We start from the raw sequence: 18,840 nt of genomic DNA on the forward strand, positions 1-18,840 counted from the left end.
TCTTCACGGTTCCCTTCAAAGGCCCAAGACGGACTTGGCGATGATGGTGCTCTGCACCTCGTTTGTCCCCCCGAAAATCGTCCAGGCCCGGCTGTTGAGATAGCGGGCGGCGGCGACTTGCGCGGCGCGTGAGTGAACCGGCTCCGGCGCATTGGCGCCATAGAGCGGGCGTGAGGTTTCCAGCTGGAGCCCGGCGATGCCGAACAGGTCCACGGCCAAGAGGTCGATCTCCTGCCGCAAGTTCGATGCCAGCAACTTGGTGAGCGAGGTCTGCGGCCCCGGCTTCCGGCCCTTGGCGATTTCGGAGATGATCTTCAGCTCGATCATTTCCAGCGCTTCCACGCCCAGCCGGGCCTTGGCCATGCGGCGGCGCCAGTCCGCGCTGCCGGCCAGACAACCGCCGTTCCCGTCGCTTTCCGCTTTCGCCGCCGCCTCGATCTGGGCGAGGTCGTAGCCGAGTTTCGGCGCATGGCACGATCCGCCGCGCTCGTTTTCGAGGAGGAATTTGGCAATGGTCCAGCCCTGCCCTTCCTCGCCCACAAGGTTTTCGACGGGCACGCGCACGTCTTCCAGGAAGACCTGATTGACCTCATGGTCGCCCGCCGTCGTCAGGATCGGCCGCACCGAAACGCCGGGGCTGGCAAGGTCGATCAGCAGGAACGAGATGCCCGCCTGCTTCTTCACCTCCGGATCGGTGCGCACCAGCGTGAACATGCCGTTGGCGTGGTGGGCATGGGTCGTCCAGATCTTCGATCCGTTGACCACGTAGTGATCGCCTTCTCGCACCGCGCGCGTCTTCAGGCTGGCAAGGTCGGACCCCGCGCCGGGCTCCGAAAAGCCCTGGCACCAGTAATCCTCACCGGAAAGGATGCGCGGCAGATAGCGGGCCTTCTGCGCCGCGCTGCCAAACGTCCAGAGCACCGGGGCCAGCAGCTTCAGGCCCAGCACGGTCAGGTTCGGCGCGCCGGCGGCGGCGCATTCCTTCTCGAACAGGTAGCGCTGCAGCGGGGTCCAGCCGGTGCCGCCATGTTCGACCGGCCATTGATAGCCGAGCCAGCCCTTGGCGGCGAGCACCGCGTTCCAGGCCTGCCCGATGTCCGGCTCCACGAAGACCGAAGGCGTGGCGGCGGCGCCGGCCTTCACCGCATCGGGCAGATGATCGCGCAGAAAGGCGCGCACATCCTCACGGAAAGCTTCGTCGGCGGGGGAGAGTTCGATATCCATCCGTTCTATCGTTCCAGAATCGTCACCGCGGATACGCCCGGCGCGCCGTAGACGTGGCTGTAGGCCGTCTTGGGGCCGCCCCGCCTGTGGCCGGGCACCTGACGGCCGCCGCCGTCCCCGCGCAATTGCACCACGTTTTCGTAGACCTGCCGCAGACCCGAAGCGCCGATCGGCTCTCCGCAGGCAAGGCAGCCGCCATCGGTGTTGACCGGCAGCGTCCCGCCGATCTCGGTCCATCCTTCGGCCAGCCAGCGTTCCTGATCGCCATCGGCGCAGAAGCCGTTTTCGGCCATGTGCATGATCTCCGCACCCGCCTCGGTATCCTGAAGCTGCGCCACGTCGATGTCGCCCGGACCGATCCCGGCCAGACGGAAGGCATCGGCGGAGGCGATGCGCGTGGCGGTGCCGCGCGGCGCGCTGTCATCCGCCACCACGTCCACGCTGGGCGCAAAAACCTCGAAACTGTGCGGCGGGCGCGTGCGCATGGTCGCGGCCTTCAGGCGGACCAGCGGCTTGCCCAATTCGCGCGCCTTCTTCTCGCTGGCGAGGACAAGCGCCACGCCCCCCTCGGCAGGGGAGCAGAACATGTACTTGGTATAGGGATCCGACACGAGCGGCGCGGCCAGGATCTCCTCGATCGGCACCGGCTGGCGCCGCCAGGCATGCGGCGCGTGGGCACCGTTACGAAAGGCCTTTTCCGCCACGCGGGCCAGCGTCTGGTGGGAGATACCGAACATGTGCATGTAGCGCATGATCTTCGCCGCGAAGAACTGGGTGGTGACCATGTAGCCCGCCTCCCCGTACCAATCCGGCAGGTTGTATTCGCTGGGCAGGGCATTGAAGGCGCCGCGCGGATGCTTGTCGAAGCCGACCGCAAGGCCAAGCTCGAACTCGCCGGACTTGATCGCCATCTGCGCCGAAAACAGCGCCGATCCGCCCGCCGCGCAGCCGTTGCGCACATTGATGAACTGCACGCCGGTCAGCCCCAGCCGGTCCACCATGGTATCGGGGTTTCCGGCTGCGTCCGAACTGCCATAGGCGAACTGGACTTGCGGCCAGTCCACCCCCGCATCGGCCAGCGCCTGCCGCACCGCGAAGACGCCCTGATCGACGCCGGACAGGCCATCGGTGCGCCCGAAGGGATGGATGCCGATGCCGACGATGCAGACGTCGCTCATGCCCCCGCCCCCTCGATCGGCGCGAAGGCCGGAATGGCCAGCGGCTCGGCCGCATCGGGATCGAGCGGCACCTGTACGAGGCGCAGCGGCATGCCGATCTCCACCGCATCGAACGCCACATCCACCAGCCGCGCCTCCACGATCACCTCGCCCGGCAGCTCGACATAGGCGACGATCCACGGCGCAAAGGCCTCGGGCCCGGCATAGGGCGGCGTCTTGGGGCGATAGCGCTGCACGGTGTAGGACCAGAGCCGGCCCTCGCGCGCCAGCGGCACGGGGTCGCAGGCGTCGCCGGCAGGGCAGGGAAACACCACGCGCCCGGTGGTCCGCTCACGGCCGCCCAGCAGCCGGGGCGGCGTTTCGTCGGTGAACAGGCCTTCGGCAATGGCGCGCATCGTTCTCCCCATCTCTCGGCTTTCGAGTCCGTTGATGTGAATGATTTAAGCGTGCCCGCCCCGGCTTTGTGACTCACCAAAACGCTAGGGTAGCCAATGTGCCAGTTCGTGCGACGCAGTGGGGCGGGAGAACGAAGCCATGGCAAAAAGCTGGGACTACATCATCGTCGGCGCCGGTTCGGCCGGCTGCGTCATGGCGGAACGGCTGAGCGCGGACGGCCGCGCGCAAGTGCTGCTGCTGGAGGCAGGCGGCGCGAACGACAGCTTCTGGGTCACCCTGCCCAAAGGCGTGGCCAAGCTGGTGAAGAAGCCCGAACACATGTGGGCCTATCCGGTCAGTCAGCCGCGCGAGGAAGGCGCGAACGAGGCGGGCGGCGAAGTCTGGATCCGGGGCAAGGGCCTTGGCGGCTCATCCTCGATCAACGGCATGATCTGGAGCCGGGGCGAACCGACCGACTACGACGCCTGGGAAAGCGACGCGGGCGCCACCGGCTGGAACGGCGCGAGCATGACGGCCGCCTTCGTGGAACTGGAGGACCACGCGGCGGGCGCTTCCCTGATGCGCGGCAGCGGCGGCCTCGTCCACGTCGATCCCGCCTGCTACACGTACCCGCTGGCAGAGCGCATGATCGAATCCGGCGAAGCGCTGGGCCTGCGCCGCGTGGACGACCTCAACGCGGCGGCCGGCCCACGCGTCGGCTATTACAGCCACAACATCCGAAATGGCCGCCGCGAATCCTCGGCACGGACTTATCTGGCGGCAGCACGCGGACGGCCGAACCTGACGGTGGTGACCGGCGCCCTGGCGGAGCGGATCGTGTTCGACGGCACCCGCGCCACGGGGATCGACGCGGTGGTGAACGGCGCACCGCAACACTTCGCCTGCTGCGGGGAGATCGTCGTGAGCGCCGGCGCGATGGAAAGCCCGCTGCTGCTCCAGCGCTCCGGCATCGGCGATGCCGAAAGGCTGAAGGCTGCGGGGATCGCCCCGCTCGTCCATTCGCCCGACGTGGGGGAACGGATGATCGAGCACCTGTCGATCTCGATCCCCTACCGACTGGAGCACGGGCGCGGCACCAACCGCAGCTTCTTCGGCGTGGGCGCGGCCATGGCCATGCTGCGCTATCTGCTGCGACATGACGGCGTGCTGGCAACCGGGCCTTTCGAGGTCGGCGCGTTCTGCAATGTCGCCCATCCCGACGGGCGGACGGACGCGCAGTTCTATCTGGGCGGCTACACTTTCAAGGTCGGCGATGACAAGGACCCGGTCCCGCTCGACAAGATCGACCCGCGTCCCGGCGTCACCATCTACGGCCAGTTGCTGCGCCTCACCAGCGAGAGCGCGGTGCGGGCAACCGGCCCGAACTCCGGCGACCTTGCCGACATCCGCCACAATTTCCTGACGACCGAGCACGATCGCCGCTCCGCCGTCGCCTTGGTGCGCAAGATGCGCGCTTTCATGGCCGAGGCACCGCTGGGACAGATGGTGGGCGCGGAACTGGTGCCCGGCGCAGACATCGACAGCGACGCGGCCATCCTCGCCGCGTTCCGCCGCCTGTCCAGTTGCGGCCTCCACGCCATCCGCTCCTGCCGCATGGGCAGCGATCCGGCAGCGGTGGTCGATCCGCGCCTGCGGGTAAATGGCGTGACCGGCGTGCGGGTGGCGGACTGTTCGGTGATGCCGGGCCACGTAACGGGCAACACCAACGCCCCCGCCATGGCACTGGGCCTGCGCGGCGCGAAGCTGATGCTGGAGGACCGGATTACGTTCTAGCTCGATCTCCGGGCGCATGATCAAATTCCGACGCTGAATGACTGTCGGCTTTCTGGCAGCGCATCAATGCGGCGGAGAGTCGGCTTTGTTGGGGTAAGCGGACGTTCCCGTTTTGTGGGAAAACCCACTTTGGGAGGCTGTCGAGCCCATTCGCAGTACGACAGCATCTGGTACGTATCCCAAAGTGTGGACACCTCGAACGCCGCGCGCAGCGCAATTCTTAGCGGAATTGCGCTGCCTTTAGGGAAAACGATAAGGCGGCGTCAAATGACTCGGCACTTCTTGAAAAAGAAACCTTTGTCGGCCTTTGCTTTTTTCAAGGCTCTGCAAAGCTGGTCGCTGACGAAAAATGCGTCACCAACGTTAGTGTCTACCCAGATGTCGGGACCTTCAAGAGCAACTGAAGAAACTGCGAACTGGTTATCCTTTAGCGACCATCCAGGAAGCCATCCCTTTTCACCCTTGCGGATGTAGCCTTCACTGGCATTCTCCGATTCATCTAACAAGAAAGCGACCTTCTTGTTACCGAAATTGAGGCAGGACCATTCCCCTTCGACCGGTGTACGCTGATCTTTCTTGAGCACTCTAACCGGGTAAAGACCTCCTTCACCCAAATCGAACTGCCGGAGGACATCGGCAGTTGTCTCCCTGACAACCCAAGGTCCGCCTAGCCTGCAAACATCCGGGAGATTATAATTGCCTTCCCGCGCCTTTGCCATGCCCCATATTTCGGTTGGGAAGGAATCCGCCGGTAGTGGCTCGCCATTACGGTTTCGATCGATGTCGTCGACGGCAATACTGCTCACAAAGGGACGCATATTACTAACATGGCCTGGCGCGATGCTAATCCAAACCTTGCCGCTCATCCCTGTTCCTTCATCACAAATTGTTTGCGCTGTGATGAGGCGATAGTTGGACTTGGTTAATATCAGTCCCGTCTGGTGATGAGATCGTCCGGAATCTTTTAATTGCGGTCATGTCCGCTTTGTTGGCGCATCCGGAACGCCCGCTTCCGTGCGAAAATCGCGCAAAGGTGCCATCCGCCCCCGTTCACACGCTTTGGATCAAGCCCTAGTTATGCAGCGAGATGTACCCCAGTTGCGCTGCCTTGAAGACCGTCTGGCTGCGGTTCACCGCGTTCAGTTTGGTCGCCGCGTTGTGGATGTGGAAGCGCACGGTGGCGCGGCTGCGGGACATGATCATGCTGATTTCCAGATCGGTCTTGCCGATCGCCGCCCAGCGCAGGCATTCCACTTCGCGCTTGGACAGGCGCGATTCCGGCGGCAGCGCCTGGGTGGAGCCCATCACCTGAATGTAAGTCGCAATGAACGTGCGGGCATAGAGCCCCAGCGCGTCCGACAGGCGCAGGAAATCTTCCGAAAGGTCGGTCCGGTCCTTGTCCAGCGGGTTGAAGCTCACCGCACCGATCTGGCCGAACGGTAGGTGCACCGGCACCGCGATGCAGGCGCGGGTCATGGCGCGCTGTTCGAAATTGGCGATGTCGATCGACTGCAGGTAGGCGTTCGGTTCACGCGTGCGAAAGCCCTGCGCATTGGCCCAGAACGGCTGGCTCTCGAAGCGGCACGCCGTCGTCAGCGGGGAATCGAGCGCGATGCGCGAATTGCGCCACCACACCCGCTCGTCATCGCCCCATCCGAACACTTCGATGGCCAGCACTTTGCCCTCGCCATCGACGGGGGTGCGCTTGTCGGCAATGTCGTGCGCGGGCGCGGCCCTGTACCCAAGGTCCATGGCGATCTTGTGCAGAGCCTCCGCCGCCGGGCGGATGTCAGCCGGCGAGGAGACGCGCACGGCGTCTATGTTTTCCTGTGACAACAGCGACATGTTTTTCCTCTCTTGGGACAGAGCGTAACGCGTCCCGCCGGGGTGCACAATTGTCCGAAAGCCGAAAAACGGCTCGTTCTGCCCTAGCCTTTTACACACTAGCCTTTTGCCCAGCGGAGATGGTCCCACGGCAGGTGCTACACCCGTGTGACAGACGGGAGAGGCATGTGAATTTCGATCTCAGCGAAGACGAGGAAATGCTCAAGGCGCTGACCGAGCGCTTCGTCACCAATACTTACGACCACACCACGCGCCGCGCGTTCCTGGCGGAACCGAGCGGGTTTTCGGGCAAGAACTGGGCGCTGTTGGGCGAACTGGGCCTGATTGCGGCGCCGTTTCCGGAAGAACTGGGCGGCCTCAGCCTCGACGCCACCGGCATCGCCACGGTGTTCGAGGCGCTGGGACGCGGCATGGTGGTGGAGCCGCTGGCCGAGGCTTCGGTACTGGCCGGCCGCCTTTTCGCGCTCACCGCGCCGGAGGCGCTGCGGGACGAATGGCTGGACGGGCTGTTGACGGGCGAAAAACGCCTCGCCCTCGCCCACGCCGAAGCGAAAGCGCGGGACGGGATGGCATGGGTGGAGACCGCAGCCGTGCCTGATAACGGCGGCTATCGGCTGGACGGGGTGAAGCCCTATTCCATCGCCGGCGGCGGGGCGGACGGCTATCTCGTCTCCGCCCGCCTGTCCGGCGCGCCCACGGATGCGGAGGGCGTTGCGCTGTTCCTCGTGCCTGCCGACACACCTGGCCTATGCCGCCGCGAGTGGCCGCTGGCGGACGGGTCGATTGCCGCCTCGCTGATCCTGCAGGGTGTCTCCGTGCCCGAGAGCCACCGGCTGGACGGCGGCCTTGCCGCTATCGAGGAGGCGCAACAGGTCGCCGCTCTGGCCCGCTGCGCCGAGGCGCTGGGCATCATGGAGCGCATGTTCCACGACACGCTGGACTATGTCCGCACGCGCGACCAGTTCGGCGCGGCGCTGGGCTCGTTCCAGGCGATCCAGCACCGCATGGTCGCGCAATATGCCGCCATCGAGCAGAGCCGGGCCCTGCTGAACCTGGCGCTCGTCTCCTGGGGCGGGGACCGCTTTGCCGAGGCGGTGAGCGGCGCGCGCGCGTGGATCAGCGAGGCGTCGATCGTGCTGGCGCATGAGATGGTGCAGTTCCACGGCGGCATGGGCGTGACCGACGAACTGGCGATCGGTGCGGGCCACAAGCGGTTGCTGGTGCTTTCCCGCTGGCCGGAAGGACCGGAAGCGGCGCTGGATCGTTATGCGCGGTTGTTGAACTGAGTGTGGAGGGGGAAAAAGCACAAGCGGGGCCCCCGCCTCCGCGGGGGCGACGAGGTGATGTTTGATGGGGTGTGCTGGACGCAAAACGGGCAATTGCGTTGATATTGGAATCCGCCCCGCCCAAACACCCGTCGCCCCCGCGCAGGCGGGGGCCCCGCTTCCTTCTCTAGCCGCTATTTCTCCCGGCGCTTGATCCAGCCGATTCCCCGGCGCAGCAGATCGTAGAACACCGGCAAGTCCCAGGCACAGCGGTCCACCGTCGGCCACCAGTCCAGCATGGGCTGCAAGTCGTAATGCCCCCGGCAATGGCCGAGCGTGTTGTAGAGCACCGCGCCCTTGCCATGCTGCTTGATGTACATCACCGGATGCGTGCCGATGGCCTGCGCCGCCTCCACGAAGCCGGTGCCTTCCTCTGTGCATTCGGTTTCCAGCAGCACATGCAGGTCGCCATGGCATTCCATGTGGTAGAGTTCGTCGGTCGTCTCGAACGGTTCGATCCCCTCTACCAGCGGATGGCCGGGATCGGCGACGGTGACGGTATAGGGCGCGATCGGCGGGTGGCTGACGAACTGGCTGCCCAGCAGGTCCATGAACAGCGGGGTCCAGCGCGGCGCATCCCATAGCCCGGCATTGGGACCGTTCTCCAGCAGGCGCAGCACCGAATTGGTGCCGTGAAGCGCGTACCAGCGCCCGCCGGCGGAAAGCCAGTCGCGCAGCACCTCCTGCGCCGCCAGCGATGGCGTGACGTCGCAGGTATACGTGATCAACACATGGGCGGAGCGGATAGCGTCGAGGTTCTCGTAATCCTCGAACACGCGGGTGCGCACCGAAGGATCCTCGGCCAGAAGCTTCAGCAGTTCCAGCCGGGCGAAGTCCATGTCGTGCCAGACCCCGCCGCAGATCAACACGCAGTCGATACGCGGCGGGCGGCTTTCAGCGGTTTCGCTCATGCGGTCAGGCCATCCCTTCGGGCGTGGTCTGGCCCAGTTCGCCGTCGATGTACTTCATCAAAGTATCCTGGAACTGGCGGATGCGGATTTCCTGATAGTTGCCCAGGTTCACCTTGCCCGTCTTCGAGGCATGCAGCCCCTCCTGAACGAAGGGCAGGTTGTCCATGTCCTGTTCGAACACATCGCCCAGAATGCCCAGCTCCGGCGCCTCGGTCCACTTCTGGTCCAGCCGCAGCATCTTCAGCGGCGCGCCGCGCGGGATCGGCTGGCCCTTGGGAATGCGCGCCAGAATGCGCACTTCCATCACGCAAGTGTCCGGCGTCTTACCCGGCAGCCAGTTGTAGACGATGTTCGGCATATACCCGCCCCAGGGCGCGAAGTTGGGGAAGACGTTATAGACCAGCGCGTCCAGCAGCTCCGCGTCGGTCGCCTCGGCATGGTCGTAGCCGGTGCTCTCTGTATAGGCGGCGCGCATCGCCGCGCCCAGCGCGGCGCGGGCGGTGACGCCTTCGGGCACCCGGATCGCCATGGGATTGGCCGAGGCCTCGCCCTCGTAATTGTCTCCGGAGCGGCCGTTGTACTTGATGAACTCGTCGACGATCCACTGCTCTCCCTGACCCTGTTCGATATGCGGGCTCATCACGCCGAAGGGGACAAGGTTGACGTTCACATTGTCCCCCCAGGTCCAGTAGGCGGCGTTGGAATCGCCGGTGAACGGCAGCAGCTGCGGGTGGGTGACGATGGTGTGCCAGGCCTCCATGAAGGCCTCCATCACCACTTTCCAGTTGGCCGGCACTTCCTTGGCCACGCGCATGACGCTGGCGCATTCCTCATGCCGCCAGCGCTTGAAGTGCTCGGGCAGCGGGGCCAGGAATTCCTCCAGACTGGGCCCGCCCTTCTCCTCGCGGATGAAGACATAGCCCGCCCAGCGGCCCACTTCGGCCTCCGGCAGGTCGAGGTTCTGTTCCGCCAGATGCGGAAAGTCCCACTGGCATGGCATGGAATCGAAGCTGCCGTCCTTCTTCCACGCAAAGCCGTGGAACGGGCAGACGAACTTGTCCGCATGGCCTTCCTCCGTGCGCAGCTTGCGGCCGCGATGGAGGCAGACGTTGTGCATGGCGCGGATCGATCCATCGTCCTGCCGGCTGACGAGGTAGGACCGGCCCGCGTTCTCATAGACGATGAAGTCGCCGGGCTCCGGCAGGTCTTCCTCCCGCGCGACGAACTGCCAGACGTAGGGCCACATCCGTTCCCGCTCCAGCTTCGCGAATTCGGCGCTGGTGTAGCGGGCGGCGGGGATCGGGTCTGACCCGCGATAAGTGTAGCTCTCCTGCGTCAGGATCGCGGGGGCCGCCCGCGAATCCTGCGCCATGAGTTCGGCCCAGCTGATACCCTCGCTGCGGTCTTCTCCCAGCGTAGAGCCCAATTCGGGGTCACGTTCGGCCATCGGTCCAAGGTCTCCCAACCTGTTTCGTTTTTCCCTGTTTGGGGCATGTCTGGACCGGTGGGAAGGCGAAGTCACCTTGCTCTAATCATAGGTTGCCCCCCGGCGAAGATCGGCCATGTTCGAAGCAACGCATAAGACGGGAGAATGCCGTGAAGCGGCTTGAAGGCAAGGTGGCGCTGGTCACCGGAGGAACATCCGGCATCGGCGCGGGTGCGGTGCGGCGGCTCTGCGCGGAAGGCGCGCGTGTTATATTCACCGGATCCAACCGCAGCGCCGCGGACGAGGTTTGCGCCGCGACCGGGGCCGAATTCGTCAGCCACAACGTGCGCGACGGTGCCGCGTGGGATGCGCTTTCCGCCCGGATCGCCGCCGACTATGGCCGGCTGGACTTCGCTTTCGCCAATGCCGGCACCGAGCACGGCGACGGCAGCGTGGAGGATATCACGCTGGAGGGCTGGGAAAACGTCATCGGCGTCAACCAGACCGGCGCGATGCTCACCGTGCAGCACGCGATGCGGCTGATGGCCCGCAATCCGGACGGGGCAGCAGGATCGATCCTGGTCAACTCCTCCATGAACGCGCATCGGGCGATGGGCAATTTCGTGGCCTATTCGGTGTCCAAGGCGGCAGTCGTCGCGCTGGTGAAATCGGCGGCGGTCCACGCGGGCAACCGCAAGTACCGCATTCGCGTGAACGCGATCCTGCCCGGCGTGGTGGAGACCGCGATGATCCGCAACCTGATCGAAACTTCCGGCGATCCGGTGGCCACGCGCGCCGCCTACGAAGGCATGTCGCCGCTGGGCCGCATGGCCCAAGTGGACGAGATCGCCGGGCTGGTGGCGTGGTTCGCATCGGACGAATCGCAGTTCGTCTCCGGCAGCGAATACGTGATCGACGGGGCAACCACGGCAGGGATGATGGGCGTATGAGCGATCTGGGTTCGCAGCGGCTGAAGGGCCGCGTGGCGCTCGTTTCGGGGGGCCTTCGCGGCATCGGGCTGGCCTGTGTGGAGCGCTTTCTGGCCGAAGGCGCGGAAGTGGTGCTGACCGATCTGGAAGCGCAGGACAGCCCGCTTGTGGGTGAGACGCTCGGCCGGCTGGGTCAGGCGGCCAGCTATGTGCGCGCCAACGTCACCAGCGAAGATGACTGGCAGGCAGTGCTGGATGCCGTCACCCAGCGGCACGGCAAGCTGCACATCCTGGTCAACAACGCAGGCATCGATCTGACCGGCCCGGTTGCCGAAACCTCTCTGGAAGGCTGGCGGCGGATCATGAGCATCAATGTCGACGGCGTATTCTTGGGTGTGCGCACGTTCGTGCCGCTGATGGCCACGAGCGGGGCGGAAGTGGCGGGCGGCGCCTCGATCATCAACGTCAGTTCGATCATGGGCCTTGTCGGCATGAGCGAGGTTTCCGGATACAACGCCAGCAAGGGTGCGGTGCGGCTGTTCACCAAGTCCATCGCGCTGGAATTCGCCGGCAAGCAGATGCCGATCCGCGCCAATTCGCTGCATCCCGGCTTCGTGATGACGCCGCTGCTGAAGGAAGGCTTCCAGCGCTGGGTGGACAAGGGCGTTGCGGAAAAGCCGCAGGATCTGGTGGATCTGATGTCCGGCAAGACGCCGATGGGCCGGCTGGCCGAACCGTCCGAACTCGCCAGCGCGGTGTTCTTCCTCGCTTCCAGCGACAGTTCCTACATGACCGGCGCGGAACTGGTCGTGGATGGCGGCTGGACCGCGCAGTGACGATGCGTGGTGCCTTGTTTGCTGAGGGCCCGAGGTTTGGCCTGACCCTTCGACAAGCTCAGGGTGAGCGGGGTTTGTTCAATACTCCCCTGTCCCATTCAGGAAGCGGTCCTGGTTCCATGCCCCCATTCCCGCTCAGGCTGAGCTTGTCGAAGCCCCCTGCGCGCAGGGCGCAACCGAACACATAGAGGAACACCAAGCATGACCCCCACCTCACCCGGCGCCCTCCCCGACACCATCGCCGTCGTCACCGGAGCCGCAGGCGGCATCGGGCGAGAGATCGTGAAGGCCATGAAGGCCGCCGGCGCCACCGTGATCGCCACCGACCTGAAGGACGACGCCGCGATCGAAGGCGCCGACCACTATCTGAAGCACGACGTCACCAGCGAGGCTGACTGGCGCGCGGTGGAGGCGCTGGTGCGGGAAAACTACGGCAGGCTGGACGTGCTGGTGAACAACGCGGGCTTTTCCATCGTCACCAAGTTCGAGGATACGCCGCTTTCCGAATTCCACCGGGTCAACGCGATCAACGTCGATTCCGCCATCATCGGCACGCAGATCCTGCTCGATCTGCTGAAGGCCGGGGGCAAGGCGCGCAAGGGCGGGGCTTCGGTGATCAACTTCTCCAGCGTCGGCGGCCTGCGCGGTGCGGCGTTCAATGCGGCCTATTGCGTCAGCAAGGCGGCCATCAAGATGCTGTCCAAGTGCCTGGGCGCCGAATTCGCGGCGCTGAAGTACAACATCCGCGTCAATTCGGTGCACCCCGGCGGGATCGAGACGCCGATGCTGGCATCGATCATGGACCGCTACGTCGAACTCGGCGCCTCGCCCTCGCGCGAGGCTTCGCTGGCGGCGATGAACACCACCCACCCCATCGGCCGCCTCGGCCGGCCGGAGGAAATGGCGGGCGGCGTGGTCTTCCTTGCCAGCGAGGCATCCAGTTTCATGACCTGCGACGAACTCGTGATGGACGGAGGCTTTAGTCAGGTCTGATTTCATGAGGCCCTGAAGAGGCCATCGGGAGAGAGACAATGAGCAACAAGGCATACGATCTCGTCGTGCTCGGTTCGGGCGCGGCGGGGCTGACGGCTGCGCTGACCGCGGCCGAACATGGCGCGAAAGTTCTCGTGATCGAAAAGGGGCAGAAGCTAGGCGGCACTTCGGCCTGGTCCGGCGGGCAGATCTGGATTCCCTGCAACCCGCACCAACAGGCCTTCGGCAAGGAGGACAGCCGCGAAAAGGCGCTGACCTACCTCGCCTCCATGTCCAACGGCCTGATCGAGCCGCAGATGGCAGAAGCCTATATCGACGGCGGCGTCGAGATGGTGGCCTTCCTGGAAGACCGCACGCCGGTGAAGTTCATGGTGGTGCCCGATTTCCCAGACTACCACCCCGAACAGCCCGGCGCGGCATCGCGCGGGGGCCGCACGCTGGAATGCGCGGTCTATCCCTACGGTGATCTCGGCGAATGGCGGGACCGGGTGGAAGTCTCCCCCTATTACTGGCCGCACGTCTATTTCACCGTGGGCGAAACCTCGCTGGCGCAGGCCGTGCCCGATCCGCTGGACCCTGCCGAGGCCAAGCGCCGGGCCGACAATGACGAGCGCGGGCTGGGCCACGCCCTCGTCGGCCGTCTGCTGCGCGGCTGTCTGAACCGGGGCGTGGAATTCCTGCTGGGCACCGGCGGCAAGGAACTGCGGATCGAGGACGGCATAACCAAGGGCGTGGAATTGGACGACGGCACCCTGATCGACGCGCCCAACGTCATGCTGGCAACCGGCGGCTTCGAACATAACGAGGCGTTCAAGGCCGCCTTCCTGCGCGGCCCGCTGACCTCCCCCGTCTCGATCCGCACCAATACCGGCGACGGATTGCGCATGGCGATGAAGGCCGGCGCCATGCTCTCCTCCATGCGGGAAGCGTGGTGGATGCCGGTGGTGGAGGCCCCGCTCAACGAAATGGGCCGGATGCTGTTCACCGGGGAACGGACGCTGCCCGGCACCATCATGGTCAATCGCACGGGCAAGCGCTTCACCAACGAGGCGGCGAACTACAACGCCTTCGGCGCGGCGTTCCATGTGCAGGATCTCAATTCCTGCTCCTGGGCCAATCTTCCGGCCTGGTGCCTGTTCAACCAGACGTTCTACGACAAGTGGGGCTTCCTCGACACGCAGTTGATCGGCGTGGGCGACGGCGAGCACAAGCGCGAACCCGCCGACTGGATCGCGCGCGGCGATACCCTTGCCGAACTCGCGGACAAGCTGGGCATTCCGGAAGGCGCGCTGGAGGCCACGGTCGAACGCTGGAACAAGATGGTCGACACCGGCAAGGACGCGGATTTCGGCCGGGGCGATAGCTACTACGACCTCTATTGGGGCGATCCCGACCGCAAGGGCCGCAAGGAGGCCACGCTCGGCAAGATCGAGGGCGGCCCCTACTACGCGGCCGAGGTCAAGTCCGGCGCGCTGGGCACCAAGGGCGGGCCGAAGACGGACACGCTCGGCCGCGTACTGGACGTGGACCTGAAGCCGATCGAGGGCCTCTACGCGGCAGGCAATGCCATGGGATCGATGATGGGCATGACCTACGGCGGCGGCGGCGGCACGCTGGGGCCGGGCATGGTCTTCGGTTACCTTGCCGGCCGGCACGCCGCACAGCGCAATGTCGGCGCGGAAAGCACGGTAGCGGCATGAGCGGCCCTCTTCCCGGCGTGATCGGCGTCCACCACATCGGCGTCTCGGTGCCCGATCTGGCCAAGGCGCGGCACTTCTACCTCGATATCCTGGGCGCGGTGGAGGAAGTGGAGCCGCTGCGCTGGGCGGACAATCCCTTCATCGACCAGATCGTCGGTCTGGAAGGCAGCGCGGCGGAGCAGTTCTTCTGCCGGCTGGGCAATGTGCAGATCGAGTGCTTCGAATATACCGCGCCGAAGCAGAGCCAGCCGCAGGATCCGCGCCGGGGCGTCAACGAATTCGGCTACACGCATATCGCCCTGCAAGTAGAGGACCTCGCCGCCGTGCACGAGCGGATCGTGGCAGCGGGCCTGCCCGTCCACGCCCCGCCCGAACTGGCAACGATCACCACCGACGCGGACGGCACCAAGCACGGCTATGCGGGCACCTATTGCCGGGATTTCTTCGGCAACGTCTTCGAAATCCTGGAAATCCACGAGACGCCGCTGATCCGGCCGATTGCCTGAAAGGACCCCCAATGCGCATCATCGTGGCCGGAACGCTCCGCTTCGCGGGCGACGACACCCTTTGCGCCGCCATCATCCAAGGCGGCGCGCAGCACATCGCCTCCAGCCGGGAGGAACACGGCTGCACCGCCTACAACTGGGCGGTCGATCCGCTCGATCCCGGCGTGATCCATGTCTACGAGGAATGGGACAGCGAGCGCGACCTGCTGGGCCACTTCGCGCATGCCTCCTATGCAGCGATGCGCGCGCATCTTGGCGAATACGAGCTGACGGGCTTTGCGGTGCAGATCTATTCCGTCGCCGGGATCGAGCCGGTCTATGACGAGGAGGGCTGGCCGCGGAAGGAGATTTTCGGGGTGACGTTGTAGGGCTCGTACACCTCGCGCGCCCACAAACGCCAACGCCGCCCACGCCACAACTCCCACCCCCCCTTCTCGTCATCCCCGCGAAGGCGGGGATCCCGCTTGTTCTTGAGCCGTGGCGCGAAGGAAAGCGGGGCCCCCGCCTTCGCGGGGGCGACGAGGTTTTGGATTGCGGCGTTGTTATACGGGGTGCAGCGTGCCGCGTGTGCCGGTCAGCAGCTCACGGACGGCTTCGCGCTCCCTCACCCCTCCGGCGGGATCAAGAAGTCCATCGTATAACGCGCGGCCTTCCACCCCGCCGCCGTGCGCGCCACGTCGAAATAATACCGCCCGTGGACGGTAATCCCGCCGCCCGCCCGATACCGCCCCATGCCGATCACATAAGCGCGGATGGAGGCCCGATTGCCCTCATAAGCGGTGATCGCGAAGTTCGTCAGGTAATGCGCATGGGCAGCCATCGCCGCGAAGGTATTCTCGAAGAACGCCCCGATCGCCGCCCGGCCGACAAGGTTGGGAAAGCCGATGCCCGAAAGGTCGAACACCGCATCCTCCACGAAGACATCGCATATCCCGTCGATGTCATGCAGGCTGTCCACGGCGTGCGCATAGGCGACGATAAGGTCCTGGATCGCCAGCCGATCCTCGATAGGGCAAGGGATCACCCCTGCACCATGTCGTTCAGCAATTCGTGGAACCGCTGCACGCGCTTTTCCTGGCCCGGCAGGATGCAGCCCTTGAACCCGCGCGAATTGAGGCCCTGCTGCTGGCTGGTGCCGATGGACAAGTCCTGATCCGCCACGAAGCCCAGCGAGACGCCGTCGCCATAGACCGAATGCCGCGCGACGGCATCGTGGCGCAGCGGCACCGTGCCCACCGGCGTTTCCACCTCGCGCATGCCCGCGATCGGCGGATAGAGGCACCAATGCTGGAACACGCACTTCTCGGGATCGGTGGGATGCGGTTCGGTGCGCAGCACCTGAAGCTGTTCCGGGCTCATGGTCAGCGTCAGGTTCGGAAACAGCGTGCAGTGGAAATAATCGACCAGTTGCTGGTCGCTCATCTGCGCATAATTGGCAAAGCCCCGCTCCGGCCCCAGCCGCCGCTTCGCTTCGATCACCGCCGCGCGCAAGTCTCCGGTATGGCCTGCATAATCGGCCGGATCGATGCCCCAGGCCTGCGCGATCTGGTCCAGCGGGGCGGGCACTTCGGTGGTGTGATAGTCGACGCGAGTGGTGGCCTGATGGCCCTTCATCCACATCGAGTTATGGCCCGACGGATACATCTCGAACAGCGTATCCGGCAGCCCGTCATTGATGAAGGTCGCCAGTTCCGGGTGGATGGTGGGCAGGTGGTAGCTCTCGTTGAAATTGTCGCGGATGATCTTCCAGTTGAATTCGCAGTCGGCAGAGAGGTTCAGCACGCGCACCCAGTTGTCTATGCCGTAACCGGCCAGACGCTCGGGAAAAGGGGACAGCCATTCGTGCAGCGGGGCGACGTCATCGTCCATGCACCAGAACACGAAGGGGCCCCAGGTCTCGCAGCGCAGTTCGGAAAGGTGGACTTTGCCGCAAGGGCTGCCGCCCTCGAAATCGTCCGGGTCCTGCACTTTGATCAAGGTGCCGCCCAGGTCGTATGTCCAGTTGTGATAACCGCAGGTGATGCGCGGCACGCTGGTCACGTCGGCCAGGATCAGCCGGTTCCCCCGGTGCGGGCAGGAGTTGTAGAAGGCGCGGATGGACTCGTCCTCCTGCCGCACCATGATCACCGATTCCTTGCCGAAATTGTGCCGGATCACGTCGCCCGGCTCCTCCAGATCGGCCAGCACGCCGCCAAGATGCCAGACCTTGGGCCAAAGGTTCTTCATCTCACCCGCCATCCACTCCTTGGAGATGTAGCGGTCCGCCGTGATCGTGTCCCCGCGCACCGGCGGATCGAATTCCTGCGAGTAGCGGGAAACCTTGCTCTGGACGTTCATGAACGCGCTCCTGTCTGGCTGGAGTCGATGTCGCTGGGATCGCTGCCGCGACGGCCGCCGCGCACGACGCCGGGATTGGCGGCGAAGAAATCGAGTGAGCCGGGATCGTCCTTGACCCAGTCGGTCACCAGCAGGCGCGCGGTGATGCGCCATTCGCCGTTCCGGCAGGCATATTCGTCAAGATATCGTCCGGCGACGAACAGGTCCCGCACGCCGCCGCCCTCTTCGCGCACGCCGTGCCAGGCCTGGAAATAAGCCTCTCCCCGCGCGGTCTCTCCCGAAACCTCGATGCGGTGCTGGCCCAGCAGATGGTGCGTCGCCTCCATGGTGCCCAGAAAGTCCTGACAGAAGGCCACGAACTCATCGACGCTGCCCTGCATCAGCCCGCAGTCCACCACGGCATCGTCGTGAAAAGCCCGGCGCTGCAGCGCCGCGTCCAGCCGGTCCAGCCCGCGCATGTAGCGGTGCGCGGCTTCGGCAATGTCGCGCCGCGCGGCAAGGTCGCGCACTTGCGCGGCGAGATCGAATTCCTGCGCCAATTGCGCCTCGGTCATGGTCTGCCTTCCTCTCCGCCCCTGCACGCTTCGCGGCGTGTCTTGAGGGTCCGGCAAATCGGAAACCGACTCACCTGCCGGTTTTATGGTATGAGGCGGCAGTCTTCCTCACCTGCGACTAAGGCTAGGTGGCGCTGGACGGCATTGGCAGGCAGCCTTCCCGCCAAGGAGAGGCCATGAACAGCGAGACCCTTCAGGACCGCATCCTGGGCGCCCTGGCCCCGGAAATCCACGCCGAGCCGCCGGCCAAGTGGCAGCAGCGCAAGAGCGCGCGGATGCGCGAGCGGCTGGTCTCGGCCGCGATCGACTGTCTGGTGGAGCATGGCTATCCCGGCCTCACCACCGCCGCCGTCGCCACCCGCTGCGACGTTTCGCGCGGGGCCATGCACCACCACTTCCCTTCACGCATGGCGCTGGTGGCCGCCGTGCTGGACCATGCGGTCTACCACCGGATGCGCGCCTTTCTGGACGATTACCTGAACGCGCTTGCCCACCGCGCCAGCGAACCGAAGATCGAACTGGCGTGCGAGGCGCACTGGCGTTCCGTGCAGACGCGCGATTATGCCGCCTGGCTGGAACTCGCCGTTGCCGCGCGGACCGATGGCGAACTGGCGGCGATCTTCGCCCCGGTCGCCCGCCGCTACGACGAAATCTGGATGAGCGAGATGATCGAGGCATTCCCCCAATGGCGCGACGATTGGGAGAACCTGAAGCTGGCGCACGATTTCACCAGCGCCATGCACATGGGCATGCTGCTGCACCGGCCGATCTTCGGCGACGGCGACCGGATGGACCGCCTGCGCCGCTTCGCCGCGCGCACCATGCAGGATCTGAACGAGCGCAGCTGAAAGAAAACCGGCCAGATGAAAACCGGCAGCGCGTCCGGCTTTCTCGCACAAGTGACAGG

Annotated in this window: 19 protein-coding genes; 9 read left to right on the forward strand and 10 right to left on the reverse strand. The window is 65.2% G+C overall.

The features are described 5' to 3' along the window. Positions 1–15: 15 nt before the first annotated feature. Genes ACZ1JV_RS00450 through ACZ1JV_RS00460 form a run of 3 tightly spaced genes read right to left on the reverse strand, consistent with a single transcriptional unit; the run spans position 16 to position 2,797 of the window. The gene (locus ACZ1JV_RS00450; RefSeq protein ID WP_465149131.1) at positions 16–1,224 is read right to left on the reverse strand and encodes an acyl-CoA dehydrogenase family protein; all 1,209 of its coding nucleotides are present in this window, start codon (positions 1,222–1,224) and stop codon (positions 16–18) included. 5 nt (positions 1,225–1,229) lie between these two features. After that, positions 1,230–2,402 (reverse strand): thiolase family protein, encoded by a 1,173-nt coding sequence (locus ACZ1JV_RS00455; protein ID WP_465149132.1) that lies wholly within the window; start codon positions 2,400–2,402, stop codon positions 1,230–1,232. Beyond that, positions 2,399–2,797: a Zn-ribbon domain-containing OB-fold protein gene (locus ACZ1JV_RS00460; RefSeq protein ID WP_465149133.1), complete on the reverse strand. Its 399-nt coding sequence runs from the start codon at positions 2,795–2,797 to the stop codon at positions 2,399–2,401. The genes ACZ1JV_RS00455 and ACZ1JV_RS00460 overlap by 4 nt, the downstream gene beginning before the upstream one ends. 139 nt (positions 2,798–2,936) lie before the next feature. Between ACZ1JV_RS00460 and ACZ1JV_RS00465 the strand changes: the two genes are divergently transcribed. After that, entirely contained in the window at positions 2,937–4,571 is a 1,635-nt protein-coding gene (locus ACZ1JV_RS00465) for a GMC family oxidoreductase (RefSeq protein WP_465149134.1), read from the forward strand. A gap of 263 nt (positions 4,572–4,834) precedes the next feature. Here the strand turns inward: ACZ1JV_RS00465 and ACZ1JV_RS00470 are convergent, their stop codons facing one another. Continuing rightward, entirely contained in the window at positions 4,835–5,437 is a 603-nt protein-coding gene (locus ACZ1JV_RS00470) for a hypothetical protein (protein WP_465149135.1), read from the reverse strand. Positions 5,438–5,642: 205 nt separating this feature from the next. After that, complete coding sequence (locus tag ACZ1JV_RS00475; RefSeq protein ID WP_465138981.1) at positions 5,643–6,416, reverse strand: helix-turn-helix transcriptional regulator; 774 nt, start codon at positions 6,414–6,416, stop codon at positions 5,643–5,645. A gap of 167 nt (positions 6,417–6,583) precedes the next feature. On the opposite strand from ACZ1JV_RS00475, the gene ACZ1JV_RS00480 reads away from it, so the two are divergent. Then, the gene (locus ACZ1JV_RS00480) at positions 6,584–7,702 is read left to right on the forward strand and encodes an acyl-CoA dehydrogenase family protein (protein ID WP_465149136.1); all 1,119 of its coding nucleotides are present in this window, start codon (positions 6,584–6,586) and stop codon (positions 7,700–7,702) included. Positions 7,703–7,875: 173 nt separating this feature from the next. On the opposite strand, the gene ACZ1JV_RS00485 is transcribed toward ACZ1JV_RS00480, so the two are convergent. Together ACZ1JV_RS00485 and ACZ1JV_RS00490 are read right to left on the reverse strand one after the other, a co-directional pair. Beyond that, positions 7,876–8,652 (reverse strand): ThuA domain-containing protein, encoded by a 777-nt coding sequence (locus tag ACZ1JV_RS00485; protein WP_465149137.1) that lies wholly within the window; start codon positions 8,650–8,652, stop codon positions 7,876–7,878. A 4-nt stretch (positions 8,653–8,656) separates the two neighbouring features. Next, positions 8,657–10,099 (reverse strand): aromatic ring-hydroxylating oxygenase subunit alpha, encoded by a 1,443-nt coding sequence (locus ACZ1JV_RS00490; RefSeq protein ID WP_465149138.1) that lies wholly within the window; start codon positions 10,097–10,099, stop codon positions 8,657–8,659. A 149-nt stretch (positions 10,100–10,248) separates the two neighbouring features. Here ACZ1JV_RS00490 and ACZ1JV_RS00495 point away from each other — a divergent pair, with 149 nt between their 5' ends. The 6 genes from ACZ1JV_RS00495 (at position 10,249) to ACZ1JV_RS00520 (ending at position 15,410) form a co-directional block, all read left to right on the forward strand. Continuing rightward, on the forward strand, positions 10,249–11,028 hold the full coding sequence (locus ACZ1JV_RS00495) for an SDR family NAD(P)-dependent oxidoreductase (RefSeq protein ID WP_465149139.1): 780 nt from the start codon (positions 10,249–10,251) through the stop codon (positions 11,026–11,028). Then, positions 11,025–11,843 (forward strand): glucose 1-dehydrogenase, encoded by an 819-nt coding sequence (locus tag ACZ1JV_RS00500; RefSeq protein ID WP_465149140.1) that lies wholly within the window; start codon positions 11,025–11,027, stop codon positions 11,841–11,843. Before ACZ1JV_RS00495 ends, ACZ1JV_RS00500 begins: the two co-directional genes overlap by 4 nt. A 201-nt stretch (positions 11,844–12,044) precedes the next feature. Next, complete coding sequence (locus ACZ1JV_RS00505; protein ID WP_465149141.1) at positions 12,045–12,836, forward strand: SDR family NAD(P)-dependent oxidoreductase; 792 nt, start codon at positions 12,045–12,047, stop codon at positions 12,834–12,836. A gap of 38 nt (positions 12,837–12,874) precedes the next feature. Further along, a complete protein-coding gene (locus ACZ1JV_RS00510) occupies positions 12,875–14,536 on the forward strand; it encodes an FAD-dependent oxidoreductase (RefSeq protein WP_465149142.1) in 1,662 nt (553 codons plus the stop codon). After that, positions 14,533–15,042: a VOC family protein gene (locus ACZ1JV_RS00515; protein ID WP_465149143.1), complete on the forward strand. Its 510-nt coding sequence runs from the start codon at positions 14,533–14,535 to the stop codon at positions 15,040–15,042. The genes ACZ1JV_RS00510 and ACZ1JV_RS00515 overlap by 4 nt, the downstream gene beginning before the upstream one ends. A gap of 11 nt (positions 15,043–15,053) precedes the next feature. Next, positions 15,054–15,410: a putative quinol monooxygenase gene (locus ACZ1JV_RS00520; protein ID WP_465149144.1), complete on the forward strand. Its 357-nt coding sequence runs from the start codon at positions 15,054–15,056 to the stop codon at positions 15,408–15,410. A 236-nt stretch (positions 15,411–15,646) separates the two neighbouring features. On the opposite strand, the gene ACZ1JV_RS00525 is transcribed toward ACZ1JV_RS00520, so the two are convergent. From ACZ1JV_RS00525 to ACZ1JV_RS00535, 3 genes are read right to left on the reverse strand one after another with little or no spacing between them, the layout of a single operon-like run. Next, the gene (locus ACZ1JV_RS00525) at positions 15,647–16,066 is read right to left on the reverse strand and encodes a nuclear transport factor 2 family protein (RefSeq protein ID WP_465149145.1); all 420 of its coding nucleotides are present in this window, start codon (positions 16,064–16,066) and stop codon (positions 15,647–15,649) included. Further along, positions 16,063–17,379: an aromatic ring-hydroxylating oxygenase subunit alpha gene (locus ACZ1JV_RS00530; RefSeq protein WP_465149146.1), complete on the reverse strand. Its 1,317-nt coding sequence runs from the start codon at positions 17,377–17,379 to the stop codon at positions 16,063–16,065. Before ACZ1JV_RS00530 ends, ACZ1JV_RS00525 begins: the two co-directional genes overlap by 4 nt. Beyond that, positions 17,376–17,933: a nuclear transport factor 2 family protein gene (locus ACZ1JV_RS00535; RefSeq protein ID WP_465149147.1), complete on the reverse strand. Its 558-nt coding sequence runs from the start codon at positions 17,931–17,933 to the stop codon at positions 17,376–17,378. The genes ACZ1JV_RS00530 and ACZ1JV_RS00535 overlap by 4 nt, the downstream gene beginning before the upstream one ends. 176 nt (positions 17,934–18,109) lie before the next feature. Here ACZ1JV_RS00535 and ACZ1JV_RS00540 point away from each other — a divergent pair, with 176 nt between their 5' ends. Beyond that, positions 18,110–18,781, forward strand: a complete 672-nt coding sequence (locus ACZ1JV_RS00540) for a TetR/AcrR family transcriptional regulator (protein WP_465149148.1) — start codon at positions 18,110–18,112, stop codon at positions 18,779–18,781. The last annotated feature ends 59 nt before the right edge of the window (positions 18,782–18,840 follow it).

The organism is Novosphingobium sp. BL-S-19 (genome assembly GCF_055521675.1).

Excerpts from the sequence above, each read along its gene's own strand:
- ACZ1JV_RS00450 (WP_465149131.1), bottom strand. The coding sequence starts at position 1,224 with ATGGATATCGAACTCTCCCCCGCCGACGAAGCTTTCCGTGAGGATGTG.
- ACZ1JV_RS00455 (WP_465149132.1), bottom strand. The coding sequence starts at position 2,402 with ATGAGCGACGTCTGCATCGTCGGCATCGGCATCCATCCCTTCGGGCGC.
- ACZ1JV_RS00460 (WP_465149133.1), bottom strand. The coding sequence starts at position 2,797 with ATGCGCGCCATTGCCGAAGGCCTGTTCACCGACGAAACGCCGCCCCGG.
- ACZ1JV_RS00465 (WP_465149134.1), top strand. The coding sequence starts at position 2,937 with ATGGCAAAAAGCTGGGACTACATCATCGTCGGCGCCGGTTCGGCCGGC.
- ACZ1JV_RS00470 (WP_465149135.1), bottom strand. The coding sequence starts at position 5,437 with ATGAGCGGCAAGGTTTGGATTAGCATCGCGCCAGGCCATGTTAGTAAT.
- ACZ1JV_RS00475 (WP_465138981.1), bottom strand. The coding sequence starts at position 6,416 with ATGTCGCTGTTGTCACAGGAAAACATAGACGCCGTGCGCGTCTCCTCG.
- ACZ1JV_RS00485 (WP_465149137.1), bottom strand. The coding sequence starts at position 8,652 with ATGAGCGAAACCGCTGAAAGCCGCCCGCCGCGTATCGACTGCGTGTTG.
- ACZ1JV_RS00490 (WP_465149138.1), bottom strand. The coding sequence starts at position 10,099 with ATGGCCGAACGTGACCCCGAATTGGGCTCTACGCTGGGAGAAGACCGC.
- ACZ1JV_RS00500 (WP_465149140.1), top strand. The coding sequence starts at position 11,025 with ATGAGCGATCTGGGTTCGCAGCGGCTGAAGGGCCGCGTGGCGCTCGTT.
- ACZ1JV_RS00505 (WP_465149141.1), top strand. The coding sequence starts at position 12,045 with ATGACCCCCACCTCACCCGGCGCCCTCCCCGACACCATCGCCGTCGTC.
- ACZ1JV_RS00510 (WP_465149142.1), top strand. The coding sequence starts at position 12,875 with ATGAGCAACAAGGCATACGATCTCGTCGTGCTCGGTTCGGGCGCGGCG.
- ACZ1JV_RS00515 (WP_465149143.1), top strand. The coding sequence starts at position 14,533 with ATGAGCGGCCCTCTTCCCGGCGTGATCGGCGTCCACCACATCGGCGTC.
- ACZ1JV_RS00520 (WP_465149144.1), top strand. The coding sequence starts at position 15,054 with ATGCGCATCATCGTGGCCGGAACGCTCCGCTTCGCGGGCGACGACACC.
- ACZ1JV_RS00530 (WP_465149146.1), bottom strand. The coding sequence starts at position 17,379 with ATGAACGTCCAGAGCAAGGTTTCCCGCTACTCGCAGGAATTCGATCCG.
- ACZ1JV_RS00535 (WP_465149147.1), bottom strand. The coding sequence starts at position 17,933 with ATGACCGAGGCGCAATTGGCGCAGGAATTCGATCTCGCCGCGCAAGTG.
- ACZ1JV_RS00540 (WP_465149148.1), top strand. The coding sequence starts at position 18,110 with ATGAACAGCGAGACCCTTCAGGACCGCATCCTGGGCGCCCTGGCCCCG.